We start from the raw sequence: 20,643 nt of genomic DNA on the forward strand, positions 1-20,643 counted from the left end.
GATGAAATTGATTCAATTATATAAAAGATAAAAAATTCCTTATTATATTGTAAGGGATTTTTATTTGTTTTAAAAAATACTAGCAAGCGAATATGTACGTGAGCAATTCATGCTATACTATTTACTAGAGGTGTATACAATGACAAAAAATGCGTCTTTTCAACAAATTTTTTTACATCAATTAATCGTTCCAGCCAAACTACTCACTGACTATAAAATGTTAGGTTTAAATGAACAGGATGTGATCATTCTTTTACAAATACATCGATTTTTACAAGAAAAGAAAGAATTTCCAACCCCTTCTGAAATTGCGTCGTATTTGACGATTTCGGAAGGGCAATGTATTGAAAACTTAAGGAAATTAATTCAAAAAAACATGCTAGAAATTAAAGAGTTGCAAAATGATCGCAATCAATTAAGTGAAGCTTATAGTCTTGATCCACTATGGGAAAAGTTATTCGCCGAAAAAGAGCAAGAAGAGGAGAATCAAGAGGGGACAATATTTGTCTTATTTGAACAAGAATTTGGAAGGCCATTATCCCCATTTGAAATTGAAACGATCAATGCTTGGCTCGATGAAGATAGAATCGTCCCTGCATTAATAAAAGCAGCATTAAGGGAATCCGTTTTAATGGGTAAATTGAATTTTAAATATATCGATCGTATTTTAAGAGAATGGCAGAGAAAAGGGATTCACTCCGTAGAACAAGCGAGAGAAGAGAGTAAATCATTTCGCAAACATCAAGTGAATAAACAATATACCGTTAAAAAAAGAGATACATCTGTCTATTTTAATTGGCTTAAAGGGGGAGACTAATTCAATGCTCACGAAAAAAGAAATCCGCTTTTGTTTAGATCAAATGGGGGAAATGTTTCCAGATGCGCATTGTGAACTTATCCACGAAAATGCATTTGAATTATTAATTGCTGTACTACTTTCTGCGCAAACTACCGATGTCAACGTAAATCGAGTCACAAAAGATCTTTTTCAAAAATACAAAACACCAGAAGATTTTTTGGCAGTTGAATTATCTGAATTAGAACAAGATATTCGTTCCATTGGATTATATCGAACAAAAGCGAAAAACATTCAAAAGCTTTGTACCACTTTACTTAATGAATTCGATGGGGTTATTCCTAAAACGCGTAATGAATTAATGAAATTTGCTGGTGTTGGAAGAAAAACAGCCAATGTCGTCATGTCCGTTGCATTTGGCGAACCAGCAATTGCGGTTGATACACACGTCGAAAGAATCGCTAAAAGACTAGCTTTTTGTCGCTGGAAAGATACTGTTTTACAAGTGGAAGAAACATTAATGAAAAAGATACCAAAGAAAGAGTGGAGTGTATCTCATCATCGCTTGATTTTCTTTGGTCGTTACCATTGTAAAGCAGCGAATCCAAATTGTCCTGAATGCCCGTTATTACCTGTATGTCGTGAAGGAAAAAAACGGATGAAAAACAAATAAAAAACTGGCAAACCCATAAAAGGGTGCCAGTTTTTTTTACTGTTCATCTTCGCGTTCATCTTGATCGGCATCATCATCGTTTGGTTCATCATCAGTATTGTCATCATTGTTACTATCATCATCGTTACCAGGATCATCATTATTTTGATCATCATTATTATCGTTTGCTGGTACGGTGATACTAGTATTTCTTGATTCTCCCCGATTACCATCCGCAATTGGCGTTACCGTAATCGTATACGTATTACCAGGAGTGGCACCATTGATTTGCACACTTTTGGATTGTACGGTTTGTTTGCTTCCGTTAATATCTACTTCAAACTGTGCAGATGGTCCGTTATATTGCCACGTAACATTGATGGATGCATTTGCTTCATTAAAGGATGCACTTAATCCTTCCACACTAGGTATTGGTTCGTCTGGTTCCTCATCATCAGGTTCTTCCTCATTACCTATAGTGACAGTTGTAGATTGGGCTGCACTCTTCGAATTATTTTCATTACTTACTGCAGTTACTTGAATCGTATATGTCGTATCTTGTTCTACTTCTGTAATCGCAACTTGTAAATCAGAAGTCGTAGTTAATTGTTTGAAGTCACCATCACCAACTTTATATGCTACTTCAAATGATACATCTGCATCTGCATCATATTTCCAACTAACATCAATCGAGTTGTTTCCTTCATTATACTTTGCTGTCAGTCCTGATACAGGATCAAGTTCATCGAATTTCTCGGAAACACTAGATGGTTCGGTCCCTTTCACAAAAAGTTCTGTTACAATATTTTCTTTCGGTGTATAGGAACTTGGTAGGGCAGGTGGGTTTGACCCTTTTTCAACTGCAACTTCAACGACAGAATCTGGTTTGACAAAGTCTGATGTCTCGATATCTTTAGAGATTTCCGTCATTGTATTTTTAAATAAAGCATGTGGTATTTGTGTGTCTTCGATTATTCGATTATGCTCTTTGTATCCCGTCCAAATGGCAATAGAATAGTTTGTCGTATAGCCACTAAACCAAGAGTTATTGGCACCACTTTTACCGGAAACGTTCGTTGTTCCTGTTTTTCCAGCAACAGGAAGACCAGGAATATTAGCATTTGTACCAGTTCCATCACTAAGTACGGATTTCAACATATCTGTAACCATATAAGCCGTATAATCAGACATCACTGCTTCTGATTCTGGTTTTAAATCAACGACAGAACCATCAGGAAATTCTACTTTTACGACGGCATATGGTTCTGTATAAATTCCTTCATTTCCAAAGGCACTATACGCTCCAGCTAGTTGAAGGGGAGATACATTTGTCTCTGTACCACCAATTGCATCTGTAATCCAAACTTCATCATTATGAAAATTAATACCAAGTCCTTCAGCAAATGTTTGGGCACGATCAAAACCGATTTCCTCCATCGTTTTTACAGCCGGTACGTTTAATGATTCCTTTAATGCGTATCTGGCTGACATCCATCCTTGGTACTGTCGGTTCCAGTTTTGAATCGGATTAGCACCACCAAAGTCATATGGTGCATCATCATTTATTTGATGATATGTAGACCATTTTTCATATTCGATCGCTGGACCATAAGCAAGTAGTGGTTTCATCGTTGAACCACCTTGACGATTAGCATCAATGGCATAATTCGAACCAAATGCATCTTCTCTATTTCTACTTCCACCAATTGCTTGAATAGCTCCAGATTTCGTATCGACAACCGTCATTCCTGCGAGCAGCTCATCATCTGGATAAGAGATTGGGTTTTCATCACTATCTGTTAGTAAAAACTCTACATGATCTTGAATACTCGTATCTAATGCTGTATAGACTTTTAATCCTGCTGTATTATAGTCGACACCTTCTAACTTATCTTCTAGTTCTCTTTGTACTTGTTGAATATAAGCATCATATGGAAAGGATTTTGGCTTTTTATCCGTAAGTACGCTAGCGATATCTGTATTTCTCGCTTCATCCGCTTCTTCCTGTGTAATTTTTCCATGGCGTACCATTAATTTTAATACTGTATCGACACGCTCTGCCATTAGATCAGGATTTTCAAATGGATTATAGGCTGTCGGTCGTTGTGGAAGACCCGCTAACATCGCAGCTTCAACAAGTGTTAAGTCGTGTAAATCTTCTTTGCCAAAATATACTTCAGCTGCTTTTGCAACCCCATAAGCATTGCTACCATAAAATATTTTATTTAAATACATTTCTAGAATTTGTTCTTTTGAAAATTCTCGTTCTAATTTTAAGGCGAGCCATTGTTCTTGAACTTTTAATTTTATCGATTTCTCAGGTGTTAAAAACATATTTTCAACAACCTGCTGGGTGATTGTACTCGCACCTTCTGAACCGAAACCGTGCTGAATATTTGCTTTAATTGCTCCACCAATTCTGCGGATGTCAATTCCGGGATGATCAAAAAAACGTGCATCCTCAGTTGCCGTAACTGCATTGATCAGAACTTCTGGTAAATCATCATATTCAATTTTCACCCTATTTTCGGCCCCAATTTCCGCAAAAGGATCTCCATTTTTATCGTAAAATTGGGAAGCATAAGGTACATCTAATTTGTCAAAATCAATTTTTGGTGCTGTTGCAATGAAATAACCAAATACAGTAGTGACACCTAATCCTGCAAAAATAAAAATGATGAATAGGGTCATCAAGATTTTTTTCCATAAAGGTTTTTTCATCGTCTTTTTCTGTCTTCTTCTAGCTGTTCGAGAATGATTTGTTGTCATTCATCTATCCTCCATTCTAAAAGTAGAGTTGATCAATGATCTTCAAATAATCAACCCTAGCTTGATACTTAAATGGAATTAAGTATCCTTCTTGTTTAAGCGTTTCATAAGGTATTGATTTTTTTCCGCCATTTAACATGTTTTCCCAACATGCTATTAAATTACTAGCTTCCAATAAATAGGTTTCATTATAAATGGCAAAACGAATAATGCAAAAACAAATTCCCCCATGATGAATGATCGACTTCATATGTTCAAATTGATGTTCATGAATATTTGCTAAAGGGAATAACGTTTTATTTTTTGTTTCTTTCGCTTCAAAATCGATATATTTTCCTTTATATATCCCATTATAATCTGATGTCGATTTGCTTCTAAAATATCCTTCCGTTATCATCGCTGCACTTCTTTTAGGATAATGCACTTTCACAATTTGAATCGGGGTTGGTTTTTTATGAATGATTGCTTGATTCGTTTCTAAATAGTACTCATTCGTACTGTTAATATCTTCTTCTAACGACATACCGCGATTCCCATATGATTGCTTTGTAGGAACAGAATGACCATGACGAATTGCTGCAGTTTTTCTTATTCCATTCGGGTAATTCATTTAAATCCTCCTAACATTATACATTATAATGTCGATACTAGTAAATTAAACTCCCTAAGTGTTGGTATATCAATGATCTTCAAAACATCTACATTAATTAGCCCCAAATTTAGCCCCAAACCACTTATTTTAACCACTTATTCTGCAAGTTGTTTTAGCCGGTTACTAAAAGCTGTCACGGTTTTGTCATTCACTTTTTCAATTGAATGGGCATATACACGATAAATCATTTCCAATGAATTACCTAGACGATCTGCTACATCTGTTGGTGGGATTAATTCATCAATTAATATTGTAGCATGAGTGTGACGTAATCCGTGTGGAGTTATTCTTTTTAATTTAATACCCTCATTTTCCATTCTTTGATATATTCCTGCAAAACAGTGATTTAAAAAAGATTGATTTACATTCTGGGATAAGTGAGAAATAAATACGTAATCGTCGCTATTTAAATGTTTACCATATCTCAACATTGTCTCAATACACCATTTTTTATAATGCTCTAAATTATTTATCACTATTGGATCTACATCAATGGTGCGTATGCTTTTTTTGGTCTTTGGTTTTCTTTCGCCCTTGTTATCTCTAGTCCTTTCAACGGCGATTGTATTCTTTTTAAAATCGATGTTTTTCCATTTAAGACCCAAAGCTTCTCCTCGTCTTAAACCACTGTATGCAAGTAATAAAATCATAGAATGACTTGTTATACTGCTGTATTTTTTAGCCCTGGTTAAAAAAAGATTTAATTCACTAGGGTCGAGAAAATTATCAAGGATGTCATCTCGATCTATTTTTATTTTTGTGAATCGGTTGCGTAAAATGATCTCTTCATTGACAGCAGCATTGATAGCCGTTTTGAATATGGTATGATAATTAAACATAGTACTTGGTTCAAAACCTTTATCTAAAAGTTTATTAATAAATTCTCTTTCATAAGTACTCGCTGTCAATGTACTTAATTTATATCTGCCTAGGAGGGGCTTAATATGGTTTTTAATTAATGCTTTACGTTTCGGCCTAGTTGTCGCCCTTTCCCAGTATCTATTTTTCGTTTCGTACCAAATATCAAACCATTGTCCAACAGTCATTTGACTATGTTCAATATGTTTTAACTGACCATTTAATATAGCAGCCTTCACCTTCAATAAAGCATTAAGGGCTGCTTTTCCTGTTGCAAAGCTACTTTTTTTCTTTTCTCGTCTTCTACCTAAGCTGTCGTAATATTTATGACGGTACATAAAAAGTTTTACACCGTTTTTTAAAAAATAATAATAAATCTCTTCATCAATATCCGATTTGTGTAATTTCATTTTTATCCATCCTTTTTTTGCGTGGACAGACGCTTTCTACAAGGATAGGATTTACGTATTTCCTCCTTTACAGAAACAATCAATTAAGACCATTATAAACAAGTGGTCTTTCAGCCACAAGATTTGAGTTGTTTTGTATTCTATTTTTAATTTGTTGTAATCGTTTTGCGCATAAAGCTTTTGTTACTTGAAATTCGTTAGAAAGAACATGTATTAGATAATCACATGTAAGGTCATACTGTTTAATTATGAAATAGGGGAGGGCGGCATACATCATAAAATTATCTGCTTCCCATTCAAGCATTTGACGAAAAGGTTCATTCATTTTTGATTGATGACCGACATGGAAAATGACGTGACATAATTCATGAAAAAATTGTTCGCGTTGTTTTACAGGACTTGATCGTGAATCAATACAGATAAATCTCTTTTTATTGTAAATATCGTATCTTGGCTCCATCGGCATCTTCCAAACAATTACGTTATAAATGCTGGACAATTTGTCCAAATCAATATCACTAGCAGAAGCAATATTGTGTTTTACATATTCTTTCGTGATCCATTTCTCCATTCTAGTTAGATTGTAAAACATAAAAGACCCCCTAAAAACGTATGTTTCATTTATTGTAACAGAAACGTACGTTCTTTTTAAGGGGAAATAAAAGAGATATACAAAAAAACGTATACCTGTTAAGAGGATGTGTTTTTATGATGAGACTCTAATATAATTTTACTTAATTCTAGTCAATTAGCTACTTTATGATATAATAAATCTAAGAAAGCCCGCTCATTTTATTACCTTTATTTCAAATCCTTCTGCAATTAGTTCATCTGCTTTTATTTCTTTTGAACTATGACCGCTTATTTCATCAATGTTTATATCTAGTTTTTCAACAATTAAATTATCTGTATTTTCACTTACAGTGCTTCTTACTACCACCAACATTCTAGCAGAAAAGTATCAACTAAATAATTTTGATATAAGTTTGATTACCGACATAAAAAAACTCGGGTAATAGGTTGCAATATAAGAAGCGGAGAATATTGTTATCAATTCTAAAATCCATACTGTTGTATACAGATTACGATCAGTCTTTACATTCTTTTCTAAGGTATCTATATAATCAATTGAGAAAAGTTTTTTAATATCATCTTTTGAAAAAAGATGTTGGTAAATTTCTTTTTGTTTATTATAATAACCAATTGATCTGTCCAAGTTACGATTTACTTGACGATGAGATAAGGCTAAAGATACACCAGAAATTATAGTAAATAAAATTACTAATAAAAAGTTTGATTCATTAAATATTGATGTTTCTCCCGCAGCCAAATTATTATAAACAACTAACGAAATAAAAAAACCAATTAACAGGGTTGAGTTAGTTTTTAGTGAATTAGTAAATGAAGATGTAATTTCGTTTTGCCTAAATGTCATATCTGATATTATTTCTGCAACCTTATTTGTAGCTTCTATATATTTGTCTACATTTTCTTTAAGATAAATCTTATACATACTTTGTAAGTTTGACATAATATTTTCTGTCTCAATATGAAAACAATTATCTTCAAATGAAATGTTCTTTGCTAACTGAATTCTGGCTAATTCCAATTTATCTTGGATATTTTCATTATTCTCATTTTCATAAACCCATCGATACACTTTATATAATTCATCAATTACTTTAAAAGAGGAAAAAGATAATTCTCCGAAGTCGAAATGAGATCGAAGTGTGTACGTATTATTTATTTTAAGAGTAATTTTGTTTTTTTCTAATTCTATAAAATCGGATAGGTAAAAGAGTGATAATAATCCTTGTAATTGTTTTAGAAATTTAAAGATTCTGATTGTATCATAATTTTCCCCTGATAAATCTTTATAGTTCAAATCAAAATCATTTGGCAATAAAGAGTGTGATGGAAATCCGAATGCATTTACAGCATCTCCCATTTGTGAGATATATTTTTCTCGGTTAATTTTGCTTTTTGCGTCACTAAAAAGAGTGCTATGAAACTGATTCTTTGCTTCCGCAATATACAAACTTTCGGGAGGAGTTTTTGTGAATGTATTAAAATTGTTTAATATGTGCTTAAATTCAAGTTCATCAATATGTTCAAGAAACTTCTCAGCTGAGTAAATTGAAAAATTGTTTTTCTTTATAGTTACTTTCAACCGAAACTCTTCACTATCCTCATCTATATTTGTAGACAATGAAGTAAAGTCAAATGAATCTATATTAGATTCATTGTATACAGTATCAGCTAAAGAATAATCGTAAATTTCTATGTTAATTAAATCCTTCTCGTGTTTCGTATTTAAAAAAACTTCAATTACATTCTGCATATTTAGTAATTCTAGTTTTGTTTTAAAATTCATGGAATAATTAAATTCGTTAAAATTTTCTATTATGCTCACATAACCCCTCCTTTCTATCAAATTATTATTGAAAAATTAACTTTTTATAGTTTCTCTATTAATAAACTTAATATAGGCTTCATTTTCTTTACTATCGACTTTTATTTTTATAAAAGGATTGCCAAATTCATCTACTTCACTGCTAATTATATCATTTAAATCATCTGAGTGCTTATTGACTCGAATATCAATTTTGTCCGATATTTTAATAGTCTGTTTTGCCTTATCTTCCACAACTTTTGGTATAATAGAAAAGTTATTATCGAATTTAACGGAATCCTTTAGCTTAACAGCTTTATTATGTAATGATTGCATGTCAAGATTAGAACACGCAGGAGCATAAGATGGACTGAATACTGATTCTACCATTCTTTCAAAGTCGAAGGCTTCATTATTTAAGAAATATGAATTTAACGCATTTGTTAAATGATTAACATCTGCAGCTCTTTGAGGAGTTTTGTCTTTGCTACGATTTAAATTATTAATTATTTTCCTCACTTCATTATAAGCAGATAAAGTATTTTTTTCATCGTCGTTTACTTCTGTTGCTTCTAAAAAATTTTTTGACCAGTATACTGCAATAGTATTATTTGTGTCAGAAATTATAACTCGTTCTATATCTAAAATTGCTTCTTCATTTTTATCGACTTGATAAGATATGTAGATACTAGCGGTTTTCCAGCTTTTATCAGATTTTTTCTTATCATCAGATTTGTGAGGTAAACCCTGAATTAATCTAAATATCTTATTAGATGAATCAGATTCGGAATGTAAAAATTCACTTTTTTCAATTTTTGCTATAAAAAAATGAAATCTACCTTCCTCTTCATTGTCATCTTCAAGTTTACTTAGAACATAAAAGAGATTGCTTGGGGCAGGAGTATTTAACTGTGATTTTTTTTCTATTACATCTTTCTCCTCACGAGCATAACGTTTAGAAATAGTTAATAGTTTTTCATTAATACGTTCGTCTAAAAAGGATTCATCGATATACAATTTTAGAATTTTTTTGATTTGGGAAATGACCTCTGCGTCTTCGGACTCAAAATAGTAATCTCTAACTTTGGTTAACTCATCAGCCTCTTGTATCGTGCTATCAGCGAATTCAATAACATCTCGAATGTCACTGTTTGTTTGTTCGTCTGAACCCAATTTATCATGGAAAAAAATGGGCGTAGTTTTATCTTCCTCATGAGAAATATCGAATAAACTGTAAAATAGAACTTTCATAGTTAACGCAACTCCTTTATTTTTTAATGTTAAATTATTCACTAAGTTGAGTAGTCAAATCTTCAGGTTTCAAAAGTACTATATCATGATTATAGAAAACCACACCAAAATAAATTCTTGGTGTGGTTAGTCTTGATGTTAGTTAATTATGTTTAGGTTATTTTATGATTTAGAGCTATCTTTTTTATTTTTCGCTCTGCTTGTTATAAATTCAAAATATTCCTCTAGTTGCTTTATTTCTTCTGGTCCCATTGCTTTCCATTTCTCTATGTCAAAAAATCCCGATTGATCGATGTCGTATTCTTTAATAAGTCGATTGATTTCGTCCATTGGATTGAATTCGCTATTCGGTGGATTTGGATTATCCGTTCGGCCTAAGAGGTAGTCAACGCTAACTTCAAAGTAATTAGCAAGGCGCTGAAGTGTTTCAGTGTCAGGACTTCTATTTCCATTTTCATATCCGGATATTGAAACTTTAGTTACATTAACTTTTTTACCTAACTTTTCTTGCGTTATTCGTTTATCACTTCTCAATTTTTTTAATCGGTCTCCTAGCACTATTAACACCTCGTTTCCTATTTATATTATAAGTTAACTATTAGGTAACTCAAAGGATATAACTGTAAAATTAACTAAATAGAAACTTATTTTAAAAAAACACTTGACAAGTTAACTACCAGTGAACTATACTGTAATTAACCTCAAGTTAACAAAAGGGAGTGAAATTATGGTATTAGAAAAATTAAAATTAATTCGTGAAAAAGCAGGATTAACATATCAAGAGGTCGCTGACAAAGTCGGAATATCAAAGGAATACTACTGGATGATTGAAAATGGTAAACGAAAACTAAGCTATGAACTAGCTGTAAAAATAGCTAAAGTTTTTAATGCTAAACCCGACGATATTTTTTTTAATATCGAGTTAACTACAAGTGAACTAAATAGGGGCCTTAATACAAACCATGTGGTTAACTAAATTGTAAATCTTAATCGATGGGCAGTCTATTCCAATTTGGAATAAGGGGAGGTGAGAGGGATGAACATGGAAAAAAAAGAAGTCGCAACAAAAGTTACGACTAAAACAGATAGAGAAAACATGCTTAAAAAAAGCATTTATGATCTACTTTCTGCTAACGATTTCACATATCGTGATGCAAAAAAACTTTTAATGGATATGCATGTAGAAATGACACCTATTGCACTGGATAGAAAAATGGATTAATTAGATTTATTTAATGTTTTTTTATCTCAGCTAGTTCATGGGGCATTTTACCATAAGGGATTATGTAAACTAAGAGAATTGGGGGTGAGCATATGTCTTTGGCTCAAATTCATGTAGACGTTGATCAAAAAGAAGTTCGCAAGTATATCAATAACAAATTAGACGAAATTTTGCATGAAACATTATTCACCTGGGACGTAAATGAAATGATTAAACAAACTTGCATGAGTAAATCTTTCCTGGAAGAGGAGTTCCTTCATGATCCACGAATGAGAATTTTGGAACGTAGGAAAGAAAAGGGTAAACGTTACTGGTTTTATAAAGAAAGTTTGGAAGTTATGAAGCAAATCATGGAAGAGTGGTAAAAAATAATGCGTGGACAGACGCTAGAAAATTTTATGGATAGAAAAAAACAATTTTTTTAAACATTTTTCAATTTGTTGGAAGGAAAATTTGATGAAAGAATTTAGTTTCATGCTGGGTTTGTTAAGACTATTCGGTCTGTTAATTTTAATCATAATACTTATCGCGGGCATTTTAGCTGTAAGGGGGTGATTGTTTGCTTAAAGTAAAAGGTTTCAAATTCGGTATTGGTGATGTAGTTGTTCCAGTAAATTTAAAAGGTAAGCCTAGTTTTCTAAAGGAAGTCATTGTCGATGACATTTGTGAAAAAGATTTTTTATATAGCGTAGTGGACCATGAAGGTGATTGTTGGCAAGTTAGCCCAATTGCACTTGAAAATGAATTTATTTTGTTGGAGGGAGCTTAATTATGGCAGTTGAAATCGATTATAAGGCTCTTGAAAAATTGGTACCGTCAGACTTAGTTGAAAAAATTAAAGAAAAAGTTGATTCTATCACCGAAGACCCATATCTATCAGACATACAGAAGTTTGAAATTCAAGACTGGGAGAATCACATAATGATAGGTATTTCTACTATAAGTTTGATCTATGTATATCAATATAACAAACGATACAAGGAATATGATATAAAGCGTTTATCTATTGCCGACTATTGGTTTATTAAGGACATGTTGGAAGGAGGCAAATGATGAAAAAATATGGCGGGATTTTGAGGGCTTGCAGAGAAAGAAAAGGGCTCACTCAAGAGGAACTCGCTCTCGAAATGAATGTGAATCAATCAGATATTAGTAAGTATGAAAGTGGTTCAAAAGAACCTACTTTATCAATCGTACAAGCTTGGTTATCAAATACGCAAGCAACAGAAGTATTAGTAGCATTTATGTGTGGCGTCGATGGTCTGAATATTATGCAAAGCATTATGCAATTGTTAGGAGGTTGAAAATGCTTAATACAATTGGAAGTTTAGTTATTGCAGCATTCGCGGGAGCTTTTTATTTCGGAGAAGACAATAAAATTTTAGCTGCAGGTTGCATCATTCTTGCTTTTCTATTTGCAGTTGGATATTTCGATCCTGATAAAGAACATAAAAAAAGTGTTAAGTAGCCGACCAAAGCATTACCTAACACGTGTATCTTTATATTTTTATTATACATCAATCCAGCCATTTTTACCACTGGAGGTTCGTGATGGAACAAACACATATTTATGATTATTTAGGAGCAATAGAAGATCCTATTTTTAATAAAATATCAAATTTAGAAGTTGGAAAAGTAGTTGATCTAGGAGGTGTGACGGTTTTATTAAATCAATTTGGATTGTACGAAGTGGAAACGGGTATTTCTCATGATTGTTTTCGTTCGAAAAAGCAAGTGTATGAAGGCGTTTCAAAGTATTTCAGTTTAATAATTTGGTAGTTTAGGAGGGATAGCAGTTGCGAATAATTCATAGAGTTCTATTGCCAGAATGGGCCTTTCAGTCACATGACAAAAAGGAAATAGAGTCAAATATTAAAGAGTATTTACAACGCTATCCCGATTACTTATTTGTACGTGAAGAAAATGGTTTTGCGATATGTGAACGTACATAAACAGCGAGGGGAGATCTTCGATGCAAGGATGGATAAAGTTACATCGTGAATTAATTAATAAACCTATTTGGACAGAATCAAGTCCAGAGCAAAAAGCAATTTTAATAACACTTTTATTAATGGCTAATCACGATGAAAAACAATGGGAATGGAAAGGAAAAAAGTATGTAGCAAAGCCAGGACAATTTGTCACAAGCCTTAATTCTATTGTGAAAATGGCGGGAATTGGGATCTCAATTAGGAATGTAAGGACTGCCCTTCATCGTTTCGAAAAGTACGGTTTTTTGACAAACGAATCGACAAACAGGAATAGGCTTATAACTATTGTTAATTGGGGAGTTTTTCAAGAGAAAGAAGTCCTACCGACAAAGAAAGCGACAAGCGACCGACAAACAGATGACAAGCAACTGACAACTAACAAGAATGTAAGAATGAAAGAATGTAAGAATAATAATAATAAACGTCACAAATTTGAAATTTGCGACATGCGTCTTGCAGAATTGTTTTTTAATAAAATTCGTGAAAATAACCCAAGTCACAGAAAACCTAATTTAAATAAATGGGCAAATGACATTCGGTTGATGCGCGAACGTGATAAGAGAACGGAAGAGCAAATTGAGTATTTGATTGATTGGACACAAACTCATGAATTTTGGCATGCAAATATCCTTTCACCAGCAAAATTAAGAAAACAATTTGACACTTTGGTCATGCAGGTGAAAAGAGATAAAGGTGAAAAATCAAAAGTAACTCCTATCACAGAAGCCAGAAGCGAAAAATATAAATACAATCTCGGATTTTAGGAGGGTTGATCATGCAGGCTATTAAAGATTTTGTTTTCAATCCAGAGCGAAAAATCATTAAAGAATTTGTTTGTGATGGTTGTGGTGAATTAGTTCAGCAAACAGAAATGATTATTCCTATTGGTCCATTAAAAGGTGAAAAAACGATAGCTGATTATGGCTGTAAATGCGAGGATATACAGCTTGTAAAAGAAACAATGGAGCAAGCAAAGAAAAATAGGATAAAAAGACTCCATCGTATTTTTGATCATAATTCCTTAATTAATAAGTCATTAAAAACGGCAACATTCAGAACATACAAGCCACCTACAAGTGATTTAGGAAATGCAAAAATAAAGCTAATGGAATATGCCAAAGAGTTTAAAAAAGATGAATCTAGCAATCTATTACTGGTCGGCGATTATGGCGTAGGAAAAAGTCATTTAGCTGTAGCCATAACGAAAGAATTAATGCAAAAAGGGGTTACTTGTTTATTTCTATCAGTACCAAAATTATTAACAAAAATCAGACAAACCTACAGTGGAAATACTGGATTCAATGAGGCTGATATTTTGAATTTAATTGAAAGTGTCGATTTGTTTGTACTAGATGATTTAGGTACTGAATACACAAATCTCAGAAAAGATGATGACAATTGGACTCATACCAAATTGTTTGAAGTTCTTGATAGTCGCTCAGGAAAACCGACAATTTATACAACTAACCTCACTGGTGAGCAGCTGAAAGAAAAGGTCAATTCTAGAAACTTATCGCGAATGATGGACGGAACGGAAGTCATAGAAGTGGAAGGTCCTGATTATCGTATGAGGGGGTTCAGAAAATGAAAACGGATATTTTAAAAGGTATGAAAAGCGTAATGGTTTTTGAACCTAATGATTCAAAAGCTGAAACAAAACGAAAATGGGATAACTGGTGGAAACACAATAAAGAAAGTGCTGTTGCTGATAAATTTGTTCCTGGAGTTAAAGAGACTAGAAAGATGTTGAATGCAAAATGAATACGAGGGGTTACGGTCCTGTATATATCGAAAAAGGAAAGGATTATGTTTTTTGTAACGAGGAATTAGAACCAGTATTTGAAAGGCATGCTCTTGAAGCTATCAGCGAAAAATGGAACAGGGGTTGTAGCATTGAACAAATTGCAATTGAATATGAAAGGGATCCGGATGAAATTTTTCTAGCAATTTTTCACCAAGCTAGAGAAGGAAAAATTGTGAGGAAGCTTAACTATAGAAAACCGATTAAGCACTTGAAAATAAAGAAAAATGTCCCAACTGTTATTGAATATGAAAACAGACGGTATGTTTATGAACCACAAAATATAAGGAGGTAGCACGGTGAAATCTATTAAAAGATGTGTCGATTGTTAAGCAATTGTAACTTGGAATAAACGTAGTAGCATCTGTGAAAATTGTTATGAAAAACGGTTGAAAATAAAAATCATAGCAGAAGACAGAAAAGTGGAGAGCCCACATGCGAGTTGGTTTTGATGATTTTTAATCAGGATCACAATTATCAAAGTTGTTCGGTTTGTGAGGATTTTGCGGATGATGGTGGTTTGAAAGATGGGAAATTTACTTGTCACCGCTGTTTGGATAGGGAGGATGAATGATATGGAATTTTTGATCGGTTTGTTTTACGGGATGATTTTCGGTTTAGTGGGTGGAGGTTTAGTTTACCTGCTGTGTAGACTGGTTGAAAAATAATTCTACGAAAAAGGGGGAATGGGGTAAGTTATGAAAATTACAGTGAATGATCAACCGGAACAATTTTATTTAGCATTTAAAAAGTGGATGCCTGCAGCTGGTCATGAAATAAAAGTGGGAAATTACCGTTTTTGTGCTATCCCAATTGGAAAAACGATCAACATTTCAGAGGTGACTAGTGGTGCAATGTTGATGAGAGTTCCCGTGAATTTAGTCGCATTTCAGTTGATGTCGACAAAAGAAGGTACAATCGAACATTTCTACACAATAGGTGAATCGATTAAACGCATCATAAAAAAACATGATTTTGACACCATGATTAAGGAGATGCAGAAAAAAACTTACGATCTTTTAGGAGAAATGCCATCTGTTGAAGATATAGATGTTACTGAAATAGAGAATTAACTAGTGCATGGTATGAAGGAGAAGGGTAGAGGTGAATGATAAATAAAAATGAAAAGTTAACAGCAGATGAATTTGAAAAACTCCTTGATAAAGCGCCCGACAGTTGTTTAATAACAGGACTTAAAAAATGTAATTCTTACGGGTTTGACAATCAAGTAGTATATCTTTCTGAACCAGCCTATGATGCATATACTTTGCCCTGGTACGTAGAATCAGAAAGGTGTTTTTACAGGGCTCGATTCGATATGGATGATGATTTCAGAAAAGAATATGAGTTTGTTTGTAGTTTAGAAGATTTAGAAAAACATTTTCATCCCAATTTAAAAAGAATTAAAGAATATTACGGTATTAACTAATTCACAGTTCGATTATTAAGTGAAGGAGGGAAGACATGGAAAACATTTGCCCCGCATGTGGTGAGAGTGAGTTGGAACATTGGAATATGGGCATCTATGAATGTCCAGAATGCGGCGCAATGATGCCAATTGAAGATATTATTAAAACGGGATTGACAGGAGGAATTAAGTTGAAAAATATAAATGATTTATATGAAGGAAATCCTTACATGGTTGATTTAAATGGTTTTGCAGAGGGGGCATTAGCTGCTAGGTTTAACGAGGAATTGAAAAAGGTTCTAACTAACATTGCGGATCCTAACACCGATCCCACGAAAAACAGAACGATAACAGTTAATGTAAAAATCCATGGCGATGAAAGCAGGGATATTGGTAATGTTTCCGTTGTAGTTAAATCTAAGTTACTTCCAGCAAAACAAGCAGAAACTAAGCTTATTATGGGTGCTGATGATAATGGAAATATAATTGGCCAAGAATTAAAAAGCGGAATAAAAGACCAGTTATTTATTGACGTTGATGGTGATGTTTCAACAGATGTTGGGGAAAAAGTTATCAATTTGAAGGAACAGTCGAATTGATTGAGGTCATTAAGGATAACAGGTATAGAGAATGCATAAATTGCAGTTCATCTGAAAATGTATTATTTATAAGTTTCGGGGATCAACACAATAATTCTATAAAGCTATGCTCCAATTGCATAGATGAATTAATAAAAAAAGTGGAGGAATGAAAAATGATTAAAGATGCATTGAAATACTTAGTGGGTATGGGGAAAGCAGAAATTCACAAGGAAAATGACCAAACTTTTTCAGACAAGCAATTACATCTGATAAAAAAACCAACAGCAGGTCCATTTGTTGTAAATACATTGTCAGGTCTAGTCGATTATTTACAATCAGATTTTGATGAAAAGTATAATTCAGACAATCCATTCATCGTCCACATTGTAAGTCCGACAGAGGTAAAAGTTGAATCACCTTTGAACAATGATGCTGGACGCGATTACTTTGTAAAAGCAGAGGCGTTAATTCCACATTTTCTTTTTGATAGTTTTCACGATACAGAAGAATTTAATATCAAGTTGCAGTCCTGTTTCGTTAAAAATGAAGATCGTGACATTATGCTGAAAGTTGTAGGAAATATCCAAGAGGATAACGTCAAAAATGTTAAGGATGACGGAATTTCACAGGCAGTTGTTGCAAAAGTTGGTGTTGCTTCAGTAGGTAATGTTGAAGTACCGAATCCTGTATCACTTGCACCATTTAGATCGTTTGTTGAAGTAGATCAGCCAGTTAGTGATTTTGTTTTTAGAATGCAGAATGGACCACGTTGTGCGCTCTTTGAATCAGATGGCGGTGCATGGAAGTTGGAAGCAATAAGCAACATTAAAACTTACCTCCATCTTAATCTAACGGAAGAGATTGAAAAAGGAGAAATTACGATAATTGCATAATAATTAGCCCAAAGAAGGCTTGTAATTTTAAATTGTGGAAGATAATAAATAAAAAAGGCAGGATTCCTCCCACCCATTCGACAAGTTCATTATACCATATGTGGGAGGAGTTCTGCTATGAGATTACAAGATATAGATATAAATCCTAAGACTAAAAGACTAGAAGTTGATATAATGGAAGAAAATAACTCGTTTGCCATTGTGGTGTGTGATGGTAAAGCTAGAATTGCGAAGCTTCCGAAGTATGGGGAGACGAAAATTATCACACACCAGGGGAAGGTGAAGAGAGTTAAGTGGGATGAGGGAGAAGAGTTTTAGAAATGAAACAAAAAAAGCTAGAAGAATTAATGAGAAATTCAAAGGATGCTTATAAGTATATGGGTAGTATTAAAAAAGAATATTTAGTAGGTAATACGGTATTCGATGAAAGGGGGTTTGTTTTTAAAATCAAGATAAGTCATTCTTATGAAGATATAATTTATCTGCTTAATGAATTGAAAGGTCATAAAGAAACGCATGGATTTCTTACAAAAGTGTTTTTTAGCATTGTTATACCAATGTACGTTGCTTTATTTGCCATTATTGGCATAGCTATCGGTTCTATTATGACTTTTATTAATGATTTATCTAGTAAAATGATAGATCTAAAAATAGAAAAAGAGGATTCAAATTTTGATGATGCAATTAATTTATTTATTCAAGGGAACTCGGATATTATGAGAAAAATTGGATTTGAACTAATAGCAGTTTTGATTGTTTTATTGTTCATGCTTTTTATTAGACATATAGGTTACAGTAAACGAAATCAGTATTTAGCTTGGCTAATTAGCGCTAAAGAATTAAAGGAAAATGAAATCAAACTGAGAAAATAAGTCCTACCAGCTATCTGGAGGGCACTGAATGACGCAATAGCGTTGTTTGGTGCCCTTTTTATTTCTATTAAAGAAAGGATGATGATCATGCAGCTAACATTTTTACCTGAGATCGATCAAGATGCAACAAAAAAGAATGTAGAGGAAGCATTGGAAAAATATCAGGTCATGTTGCTTATGGATCCGGAAGAGCATGAACCTAAAGTAACAGCATCATTCAGATTAGCACCAGCTGCACCAACTAATGAATTTCATTCAACAACTGAAGATGTTGCTCTTAAAAAAATCGACATCACAGAAAAAAGAAGAAACTATATTAATAGAATTAGAAAAGCTGTTAATCGGTTAAATTATCAAGAACGAACGATCATAATAAAACGTTACTTGAACAGAGATGATGTCTATGATTATGAAGTTTATAACGAATTGGGATTTAGCGAAAGAAAATATTATCGCATTAAATCACGAGCATTTTACAAGTTAGCATTTGCACTCAAAATAGAAGTCTATAAGGAGGGAGTAAAACAGTGAATTTTGTCAATCCAATTCGGGACCAGGATCGTATAGATGCTATGAAAAAATTTCTCAAAAGTAAATCTGAAAGAAATTATATTCTGTTTATGGTTGGCATAAATACAGGATTAAGAATTTCAGACATACTTCCACTTCGTGTGGGTGACGTTAATCGCAGACAATACTTTGTCATAACAGAAAAGAAAACGGATAAGCGTAAACACATCCAAATGACACCACTCCTTCGAAGAGAACTTAAAAAATATGTAGAAGGGAAAGAAGATGATGAATACTTGTTTACAAGCAGGCAAGGAGTGAATAGACCGATTGGACGTAGCATGGCCTATAAAATACTTAGGGAAGCTGCAGAATACGTAGGACTTGATAGTATAGGCACACACACTCTTCGCAAAACATTCGGCTATCATTTTTACCAAAAGTATAAAGATGTTGTTATGCTTATGGAAATATTCAATCATACGGAAGAAAAAACAACTCTTAGATACATTGGAGTAACACAAGATGCTTTAGATCAAGCAATGGAAAGATTTAAAGGTCTATAATTAAATAATATTTTACTGAAAGCATCCAATTGGGTGCTTTTTTGTTTGCTAGTATTACAGAATTATCTATAAAAACAACGTATGTCACTTATTAGTTCTTCTTAAAAGACGAGTGTGTAACTCAAAAACAGGAAGTGGGATAAAGTGTTGGTGCAATAGAGATTGTGAAGGTTCTGCGAGGTACACACACTCCTACTTATAGGTAACTCATATAGGATAAATAAAGCAATGGTGAAATGATGGCAGACTTTTGGCAGGAAAATGGCAGGTAGTTTCATGGAATGTATGTAATTATAGTAGTATGAGAAAGTTTGAGTTTGACATAGCTTTTTCCCTCCTTTGAACCACTCATCGTAAAATTGGCGATGGGTGGTTTTATTTACTATTTTGTCGTATTATGTCAAGAGGAGGGGATTGCGTGAAGAAAATATTATTATTATTATTAGTGTCAGGACTACTAGTGGTATCAGGATGTAGTTCAACGAATGATACCGAATTGACAGCAGAGGAAATTGTTGAACAATTAAAAGAATCAGGTTTACCTATTGAAAATGAGATTATTTACACAGAAGAGACAGACCCAAATGATTTATTGGGTAGACCAAATCAATATTCGAGCAAAGTGAATTTTGCAGATGATAGGATAGAACAATATGATGAAGAAACGGATCCTGTAGGGGGAACTGTGGAAGTGTTTGAAAGTAATAAAGATGCAAAAGAAAGACATGATTATATAGAATCTGTTAGCGAAGGAGTTGCTTTCTTGCAAGAATATATGTATTTAAATGGTAAAGTATTATTAAGAGTATCTTACGATTTAACACCTGAACAAGCAGAAGAATATAATACAAAACTAACAGAAATTATTGATTAGAAATATTATAGACATCTCACATTGAGGTGTCTTTTTCTATGTAAAGGAGGCAATATTATAAAAGTGCTTATTAGAAAAACAATAAAACATAAGAATAATTTGAAAATATTTACCAACTCTAGCATAATTGATTTAAAAGTGTGGG

At 33.2% G+C, this 20,643-nt stretch carries 33 protein-coding genes; 25 read left to right on the top strand and 8 right to left on the bottom strand.

Going from position 1 to position 20,643, the window contains the following annotated elements; all coding sequences use genetic code 11:
• Positions 1-139: 139 nt before the first annotated feature.
• Complete coding sequence (locus DFR56_RS06360; RefSeq protein ID WP_110394599.1) at positions 140-817, top strand: DnaD domain-containing protein; 678 nt, start codon at positions 140-142, stop codon at positions 815-817.
• A 4-nt stretch (positions 818-821) separates the two neighbouring features.
• Positions 822-1,469 carry an endonuclease III gene (nth, locus tag DFR56_RS06365; RefSeq protein ID WP_110394600.1) on the top strand — a complete coding sequence of 216 codons (648 nt, stop codon included), beginning with the start codon at positions 822-824 and terminating at the stop codon, positions 1,467-1,469.
• Between the two features lie 36 nt (positions 1,470-1,505).
• Here the strand turns inward: nth and DFR56_RS06370 are convergent, their stop codons facing one another.
• The 8 genes from DFR56_RS06370 to DFR56_RS06400 form a co-directional block, all read right to left on the bottom strand.
• Entirely contained in the window at positions 1,506-4,217 is a 2,712-nt protein-coding gene (locus DFR56_RS06370; protein ID WP_110394601.1) for a penicillin-binding protein 1A, read from the bottom strand.
• Between the two features lie 16 nt (positions 4,218-4,233).
• Complete coding sequence (gene recU, locus DFR56_RS06375; RefSeq protein ID WP_110394602.1) at positions 4,234-4,827, bottom strand: Holliday junction resolvase RecU; 594 nt, start codon at positions 4,825-4,827, stop codon at positions 4,234-4,236.
• Between the two features lie 137 nt (positions 4,828-4,964).
• Positions 4,965-6,137: a tyrosine-type recombinase/integrase gene (locus DFR56_RS06380; protein ID WP_110394603.1), complete on the bottom strand. Its 1,173-nt coding sequence runs from the start codon at positions 6,135-6,137 to the stop codon at positions 4,965-4,967.
• Between the two features lie 79 nt (positions 6,138-6,216).
• A complete protein-coding gene (locus DFR56_RS06385; protein WP_110394604.1) occupies positions 6,217-6,729 on the bottom strand; it encodes an ImmA/IrrE family metallo-endopeptidase in 513 nt (170 codons plus the stop codon).
• A gap of 195 nt (positions 6,730-6,924) precedes the next feature.
• On the bottom strand, positions 6,925-7,077 hold the full coding sequence (locus DFR56_RS22840) for a hypothetical protein (protein WP_211320609.1): 153 nt from the start codon (positions 7,075-7,077) through the stop codon (positions 6,925-6,927).
• A gap of 21 nt (positions 7,078-7,098) precedes the next feature.
• The gene (locus DFR56_RS06390; RefSeq protein WP_110394605.1) at positions 7,099-8,550 is read right to left on the bottom strand and encodes a hypothetical protein; all 1,452 of its coding nucleotides are present in this window, start codon (positions 8,548-8,550) and stop codon (positions 7,099-7,101) included.
• A gap of 36 nt (positions 8,551-8,586) precedes the next feature.
• Positions 8,587-9,780: a hypothetical protein gene (locus DFR56_RS06395; RefSeq protein ID WP_110394606.1), complete on the bottom strand. Its 1,194-nt coding sequence runs from the start codon at positions 9,778-9,780 to the stop codon at positions 8,587-8,589.
• 162 nt (positions 9,781-9,942) lie between these two features.
• Positions 9,943-10,347: a helix-turn-helix domain-containing protein gene (locus DFR56_RS06400; RefSeq protein WP_110394607.1), complete on the bottom strand. Its 405-nt coding sequence runs from the start codon at positions 10,345-10,347 to the stop codon at positions 9,943-9,945.
• Between the two features lie 160 nt (positions 10,348-10,507).
• Here DFR56_RS06400 and DFR56_RS06405 point away from each other — a divergent pair, with 160 nt between their 5' ends.
• The 23 genes from DFR56_RS06405 (at position 10,508) to DFR56_RS06495 (ending at position 20,498) form a co-directional block, all read left to right on the top strand.
• Positions 10,508-10,756: a helix-turn-helix transcriptional regulator gene (locus tag DFR56_RS06405; protein ID WP_110394608.1), complete on the top strand. Its 249-nt coding sequence runs from the start codon at positions 10,508-10,510 to the stop codon at positions 10,754-10,756.
• A 60-nt stretch (positions 10,757-10,816) separates the two neighbouring features.
• Entirely contained in the window at positions 10,817-11,002 is a 186-nt protein-coding gene (locus DFR56_RS06410; RefSeq protein WP_110394609.1) for a hypothetical protein, read from the top strand.
• Between the two features lie 92 nt (positions 11,003-11,094).
• Complete coding sequence (locus DFR56_RS06415; RefSeq protein ID WP_110394610.1) at positions 11,095-11,367, top strand: hypothetical protein; 273 nt, start codon at positions 11,095-11,097, stop codon at positions 11,365-11,367.
• A gap of 194 nt (positions 11,368-11,561) precedes the next feature.
• Positions 11,562-11,771, top strand: a complete 210-nt coding sequence (locus tag DFR56_RS06420; protein ID WP_110394611.1) for a hypothetical protein — start codon at positions 11,562-11,564, stop codon at positions 11,769-11,771.
• A 2-nt stretch (positions 11,772-11,773) separates the two neighbouring features.
• Positions 11,774-12,055 carry a hypothetical protein gene (locus tag DFR56_RS06425; RefSeq protein ID WP_110394612.1) on the top strand — a complete coding sequence of 94 codons (282 nt, stop codon included), beginning with the start codon at positions 11,774-11,776 and terminating at the stop codon, positions 12,053-12,055.
• A complete protein-coding gene (locus DFR56_RS06430) occupies positions 12,055-12,306 on the top strand; it encodes a helix-turn-helix domain-containing protein (RefSeq protein WP_110394613.1) in 252 nt (83 codons plus the stop codon). Before DFR56_RS06425 ends, DFR56_RS06430 begins: the two co-directional genes overlap by 1 nt.
• Positions 12,307-12,308: 2 nt before the next feature.
• Positions 12,309-12,470 carry a hypothetical protein gene (locus DFR56_RS22845; RefSeq protein ID WP_158525516.1) on the top strand — a complete coding sequence of 54 codons (162 nt, stop codon included), beginning with the start codon at positions 12,309-12,311 and terminating at the stop codon, positions 12,468-12,470.
• An 83-nt stretch (positions 12,471-12,553) separates the two neighbouring features.
• Positions 12,554-12,781: a hypothetical protein gene (locus DFR56_RS06435; protein ID WP_110394614.1), complete on the top strand. Its 228-nt coding sequence runs from the start codon at positions 12,554-12,556 to the stop codon at positions 12,779-12,781.
• A gap of 17 nt (positions 12,782-12,798) precedes the next feature.
• A complete protein-coding gene (locus tag DFR56_RS22850) occupies positions 12,799-12,954 on the top strand; it encodes a hypothetical protein (RefSeq protein WP_158525517.1) in 156 nt (51 codons plus the stop codon).
• Positions 12,955-12,974: 20 nt separating this feature from the next.
• Positions 12,975-13,757: a DNA replication protein DnaD gene (locus tag DFR56_RS23290; RefSeq protein ID WP_110394615.1), complete on the top strand. Its 783-nt coding sequence runs from the start codon at positions 12,975-12,977 to the stop codon at positions 13,755-13,757.
• Positions 13,758-13,768: 11 nt separating this feature from the next.
• Positions 13,769-14,581: an ATP-binding protein gene (locus DFR56_RS06445; RefSeq protein ID WP_110394616.1), complete on the top strand. Its 813-nt coding sequence runs from the start codon at positions 13,769-13,771 to the stop codon at positions 14,579-14,581.
• Positions 14,578-14,754 (top strand): hypothetical protein, encoded by a 177-nt coding sequence (locus DFR56_RS22860; protein WP_158525518.1) that lies wholly within the window; start codon positions 14,578-14,580, stop codon positions 14,752-14,754. Before DFR56_RS06445 ends, DFR56_RS22860 begins: the two co-directional genes overlap by 4 nt.
• A complete protein-coding gene (locus DFR56_RS06450; protein WP_110394617.1) occupies positions 14,751-15,089 on the top strand; it encodes a hypothetical protein in 339 nt (112 codons plus the stop codon). The genes DFR56_RS22860 and DFR56_RS06450 overlap by 4 nt, the downstream gene beginning before the upstream one ends.
• Before the next feature lie 232 nt (positions 15,090-15,321).
• Positions 15,322-15,462, top strand: a complete 141-nt coding sequence (locus tag DFR56_RS22865) for a hypothetical protein (protein WP_158525519.1) — start codon at positions 15,322-15,324, stop codon at positions 15,460-15,462.
• A 30-nt stretch (positions 15,463-15,492) separates the two neighbouring features.
• Entirely contained in the window at positions 15,493-15,867 is a 375-nt protein-coding gene (locus DFR56_RS06455; protein ID WP_110394618.1) for a hypothetical protein, read from the top strand.
• A 35-nt stretch (positions 15,868-15,902) separates the two neighbouring features.
• Entirely contained in the window at positions 15,903-16,223 is a 321-nt protein-coding gene (locus DFR56_RS06460; RefSeq protein ID WP_110394619.1) for a hypothetical protein, read from the top strand.
• Positions 16,224-16,258: 35 nt separating this feature from the next.
• Complete coding sequence (locus DFR56_RS06465) at positions 16,259-16,801, top strand: hypothetical protein (protein WP_244916436.1); 543 nt, start codon at positions 16,259-16,261, stop codon at positions 16,799-16,801.
• Between the two features lie 155 nt (positions 16,802-16,956).
• Positions 16,957-17,676 carry a hypothetical protein gene (locus DFR56_RS06470; protein WP_110394620.1) on the top strand — a complete coding sequence of 240 codons (720 nt, stop codon included), beginning with the start codon at positions 16,957-16,959 and terminating at the stop codon, positions 17,674-17,676.
• A gap of 117 nt (positions 17,677-17,793) precedes the next feature.
• On the top strand, positions 17,794-17,994 hold the full coding sequence (locus DFR56_RS06475; protein ID WP_110394621.1) for an XtrA/YqaO family protein: 201 nt from the start codon (positions 17,794-17,796) through the stop codon (positions 17,992-17,994).
• Positions 17,995-17,996: 2 nt separating this feature from the next.
• Positions 17,997-18,548, top strand: coding sequence for a hypothetical protein (locus DFR56_RS06480; protein ID WP_110394622.1), 552 nt, complete (start codon positions 17,997-17,999; stop codon positions 18,546-18,548).
• An 87-nt stretch (positions 18,549-18,635) separates the two neighbouring features.
• Positions 18,636-19,079, top strand: a complete 444-nt coding sequence (locus DFR56_RS06485; RefSeq protein ID WP_342353145.1) for an ArpU family phage packaging/lysis transcriptional regulator — start codon at positions 18,636-18,638, stop codon at positions 19,077-19,079.
• Entirely contained in the window at positions 19,076-19,624 is a 549-nt protein-coding gene (locus DFR56_RS06490) for a site-specific integrase (RefSeq protein WP_110394623.1), read from the top strand. The genes DFR56_RS06485 and DFR56_RS06490 overlap by 4 nt, the downstream gene beginning before the upstream one ends.
• 418 nt (positions 19,625-20,042) lie before the next feature.
• A complete protein-coding gene (locus tag DFR56_RS06495; RefSeq protein ID WP_110394624.1) occupies positions 20,043-20,498 on the top strand; it encodes a hypothetical protein in 456 nt (151 codons plus the stop codon).
• Positions 20,499-20,643: the final 145 nt, after the last annotated feature.

This window comes from Pseudogracilibacillus auburnensis, assembly GCF_003201975.1.
Taxonomy (GTDB): Bacteria; Bacillota; Bacilli; order Bacillales; family Amphibacillaceae; genus Pseudogracilibacillus; species Pseudogracilibacillus auburnensis.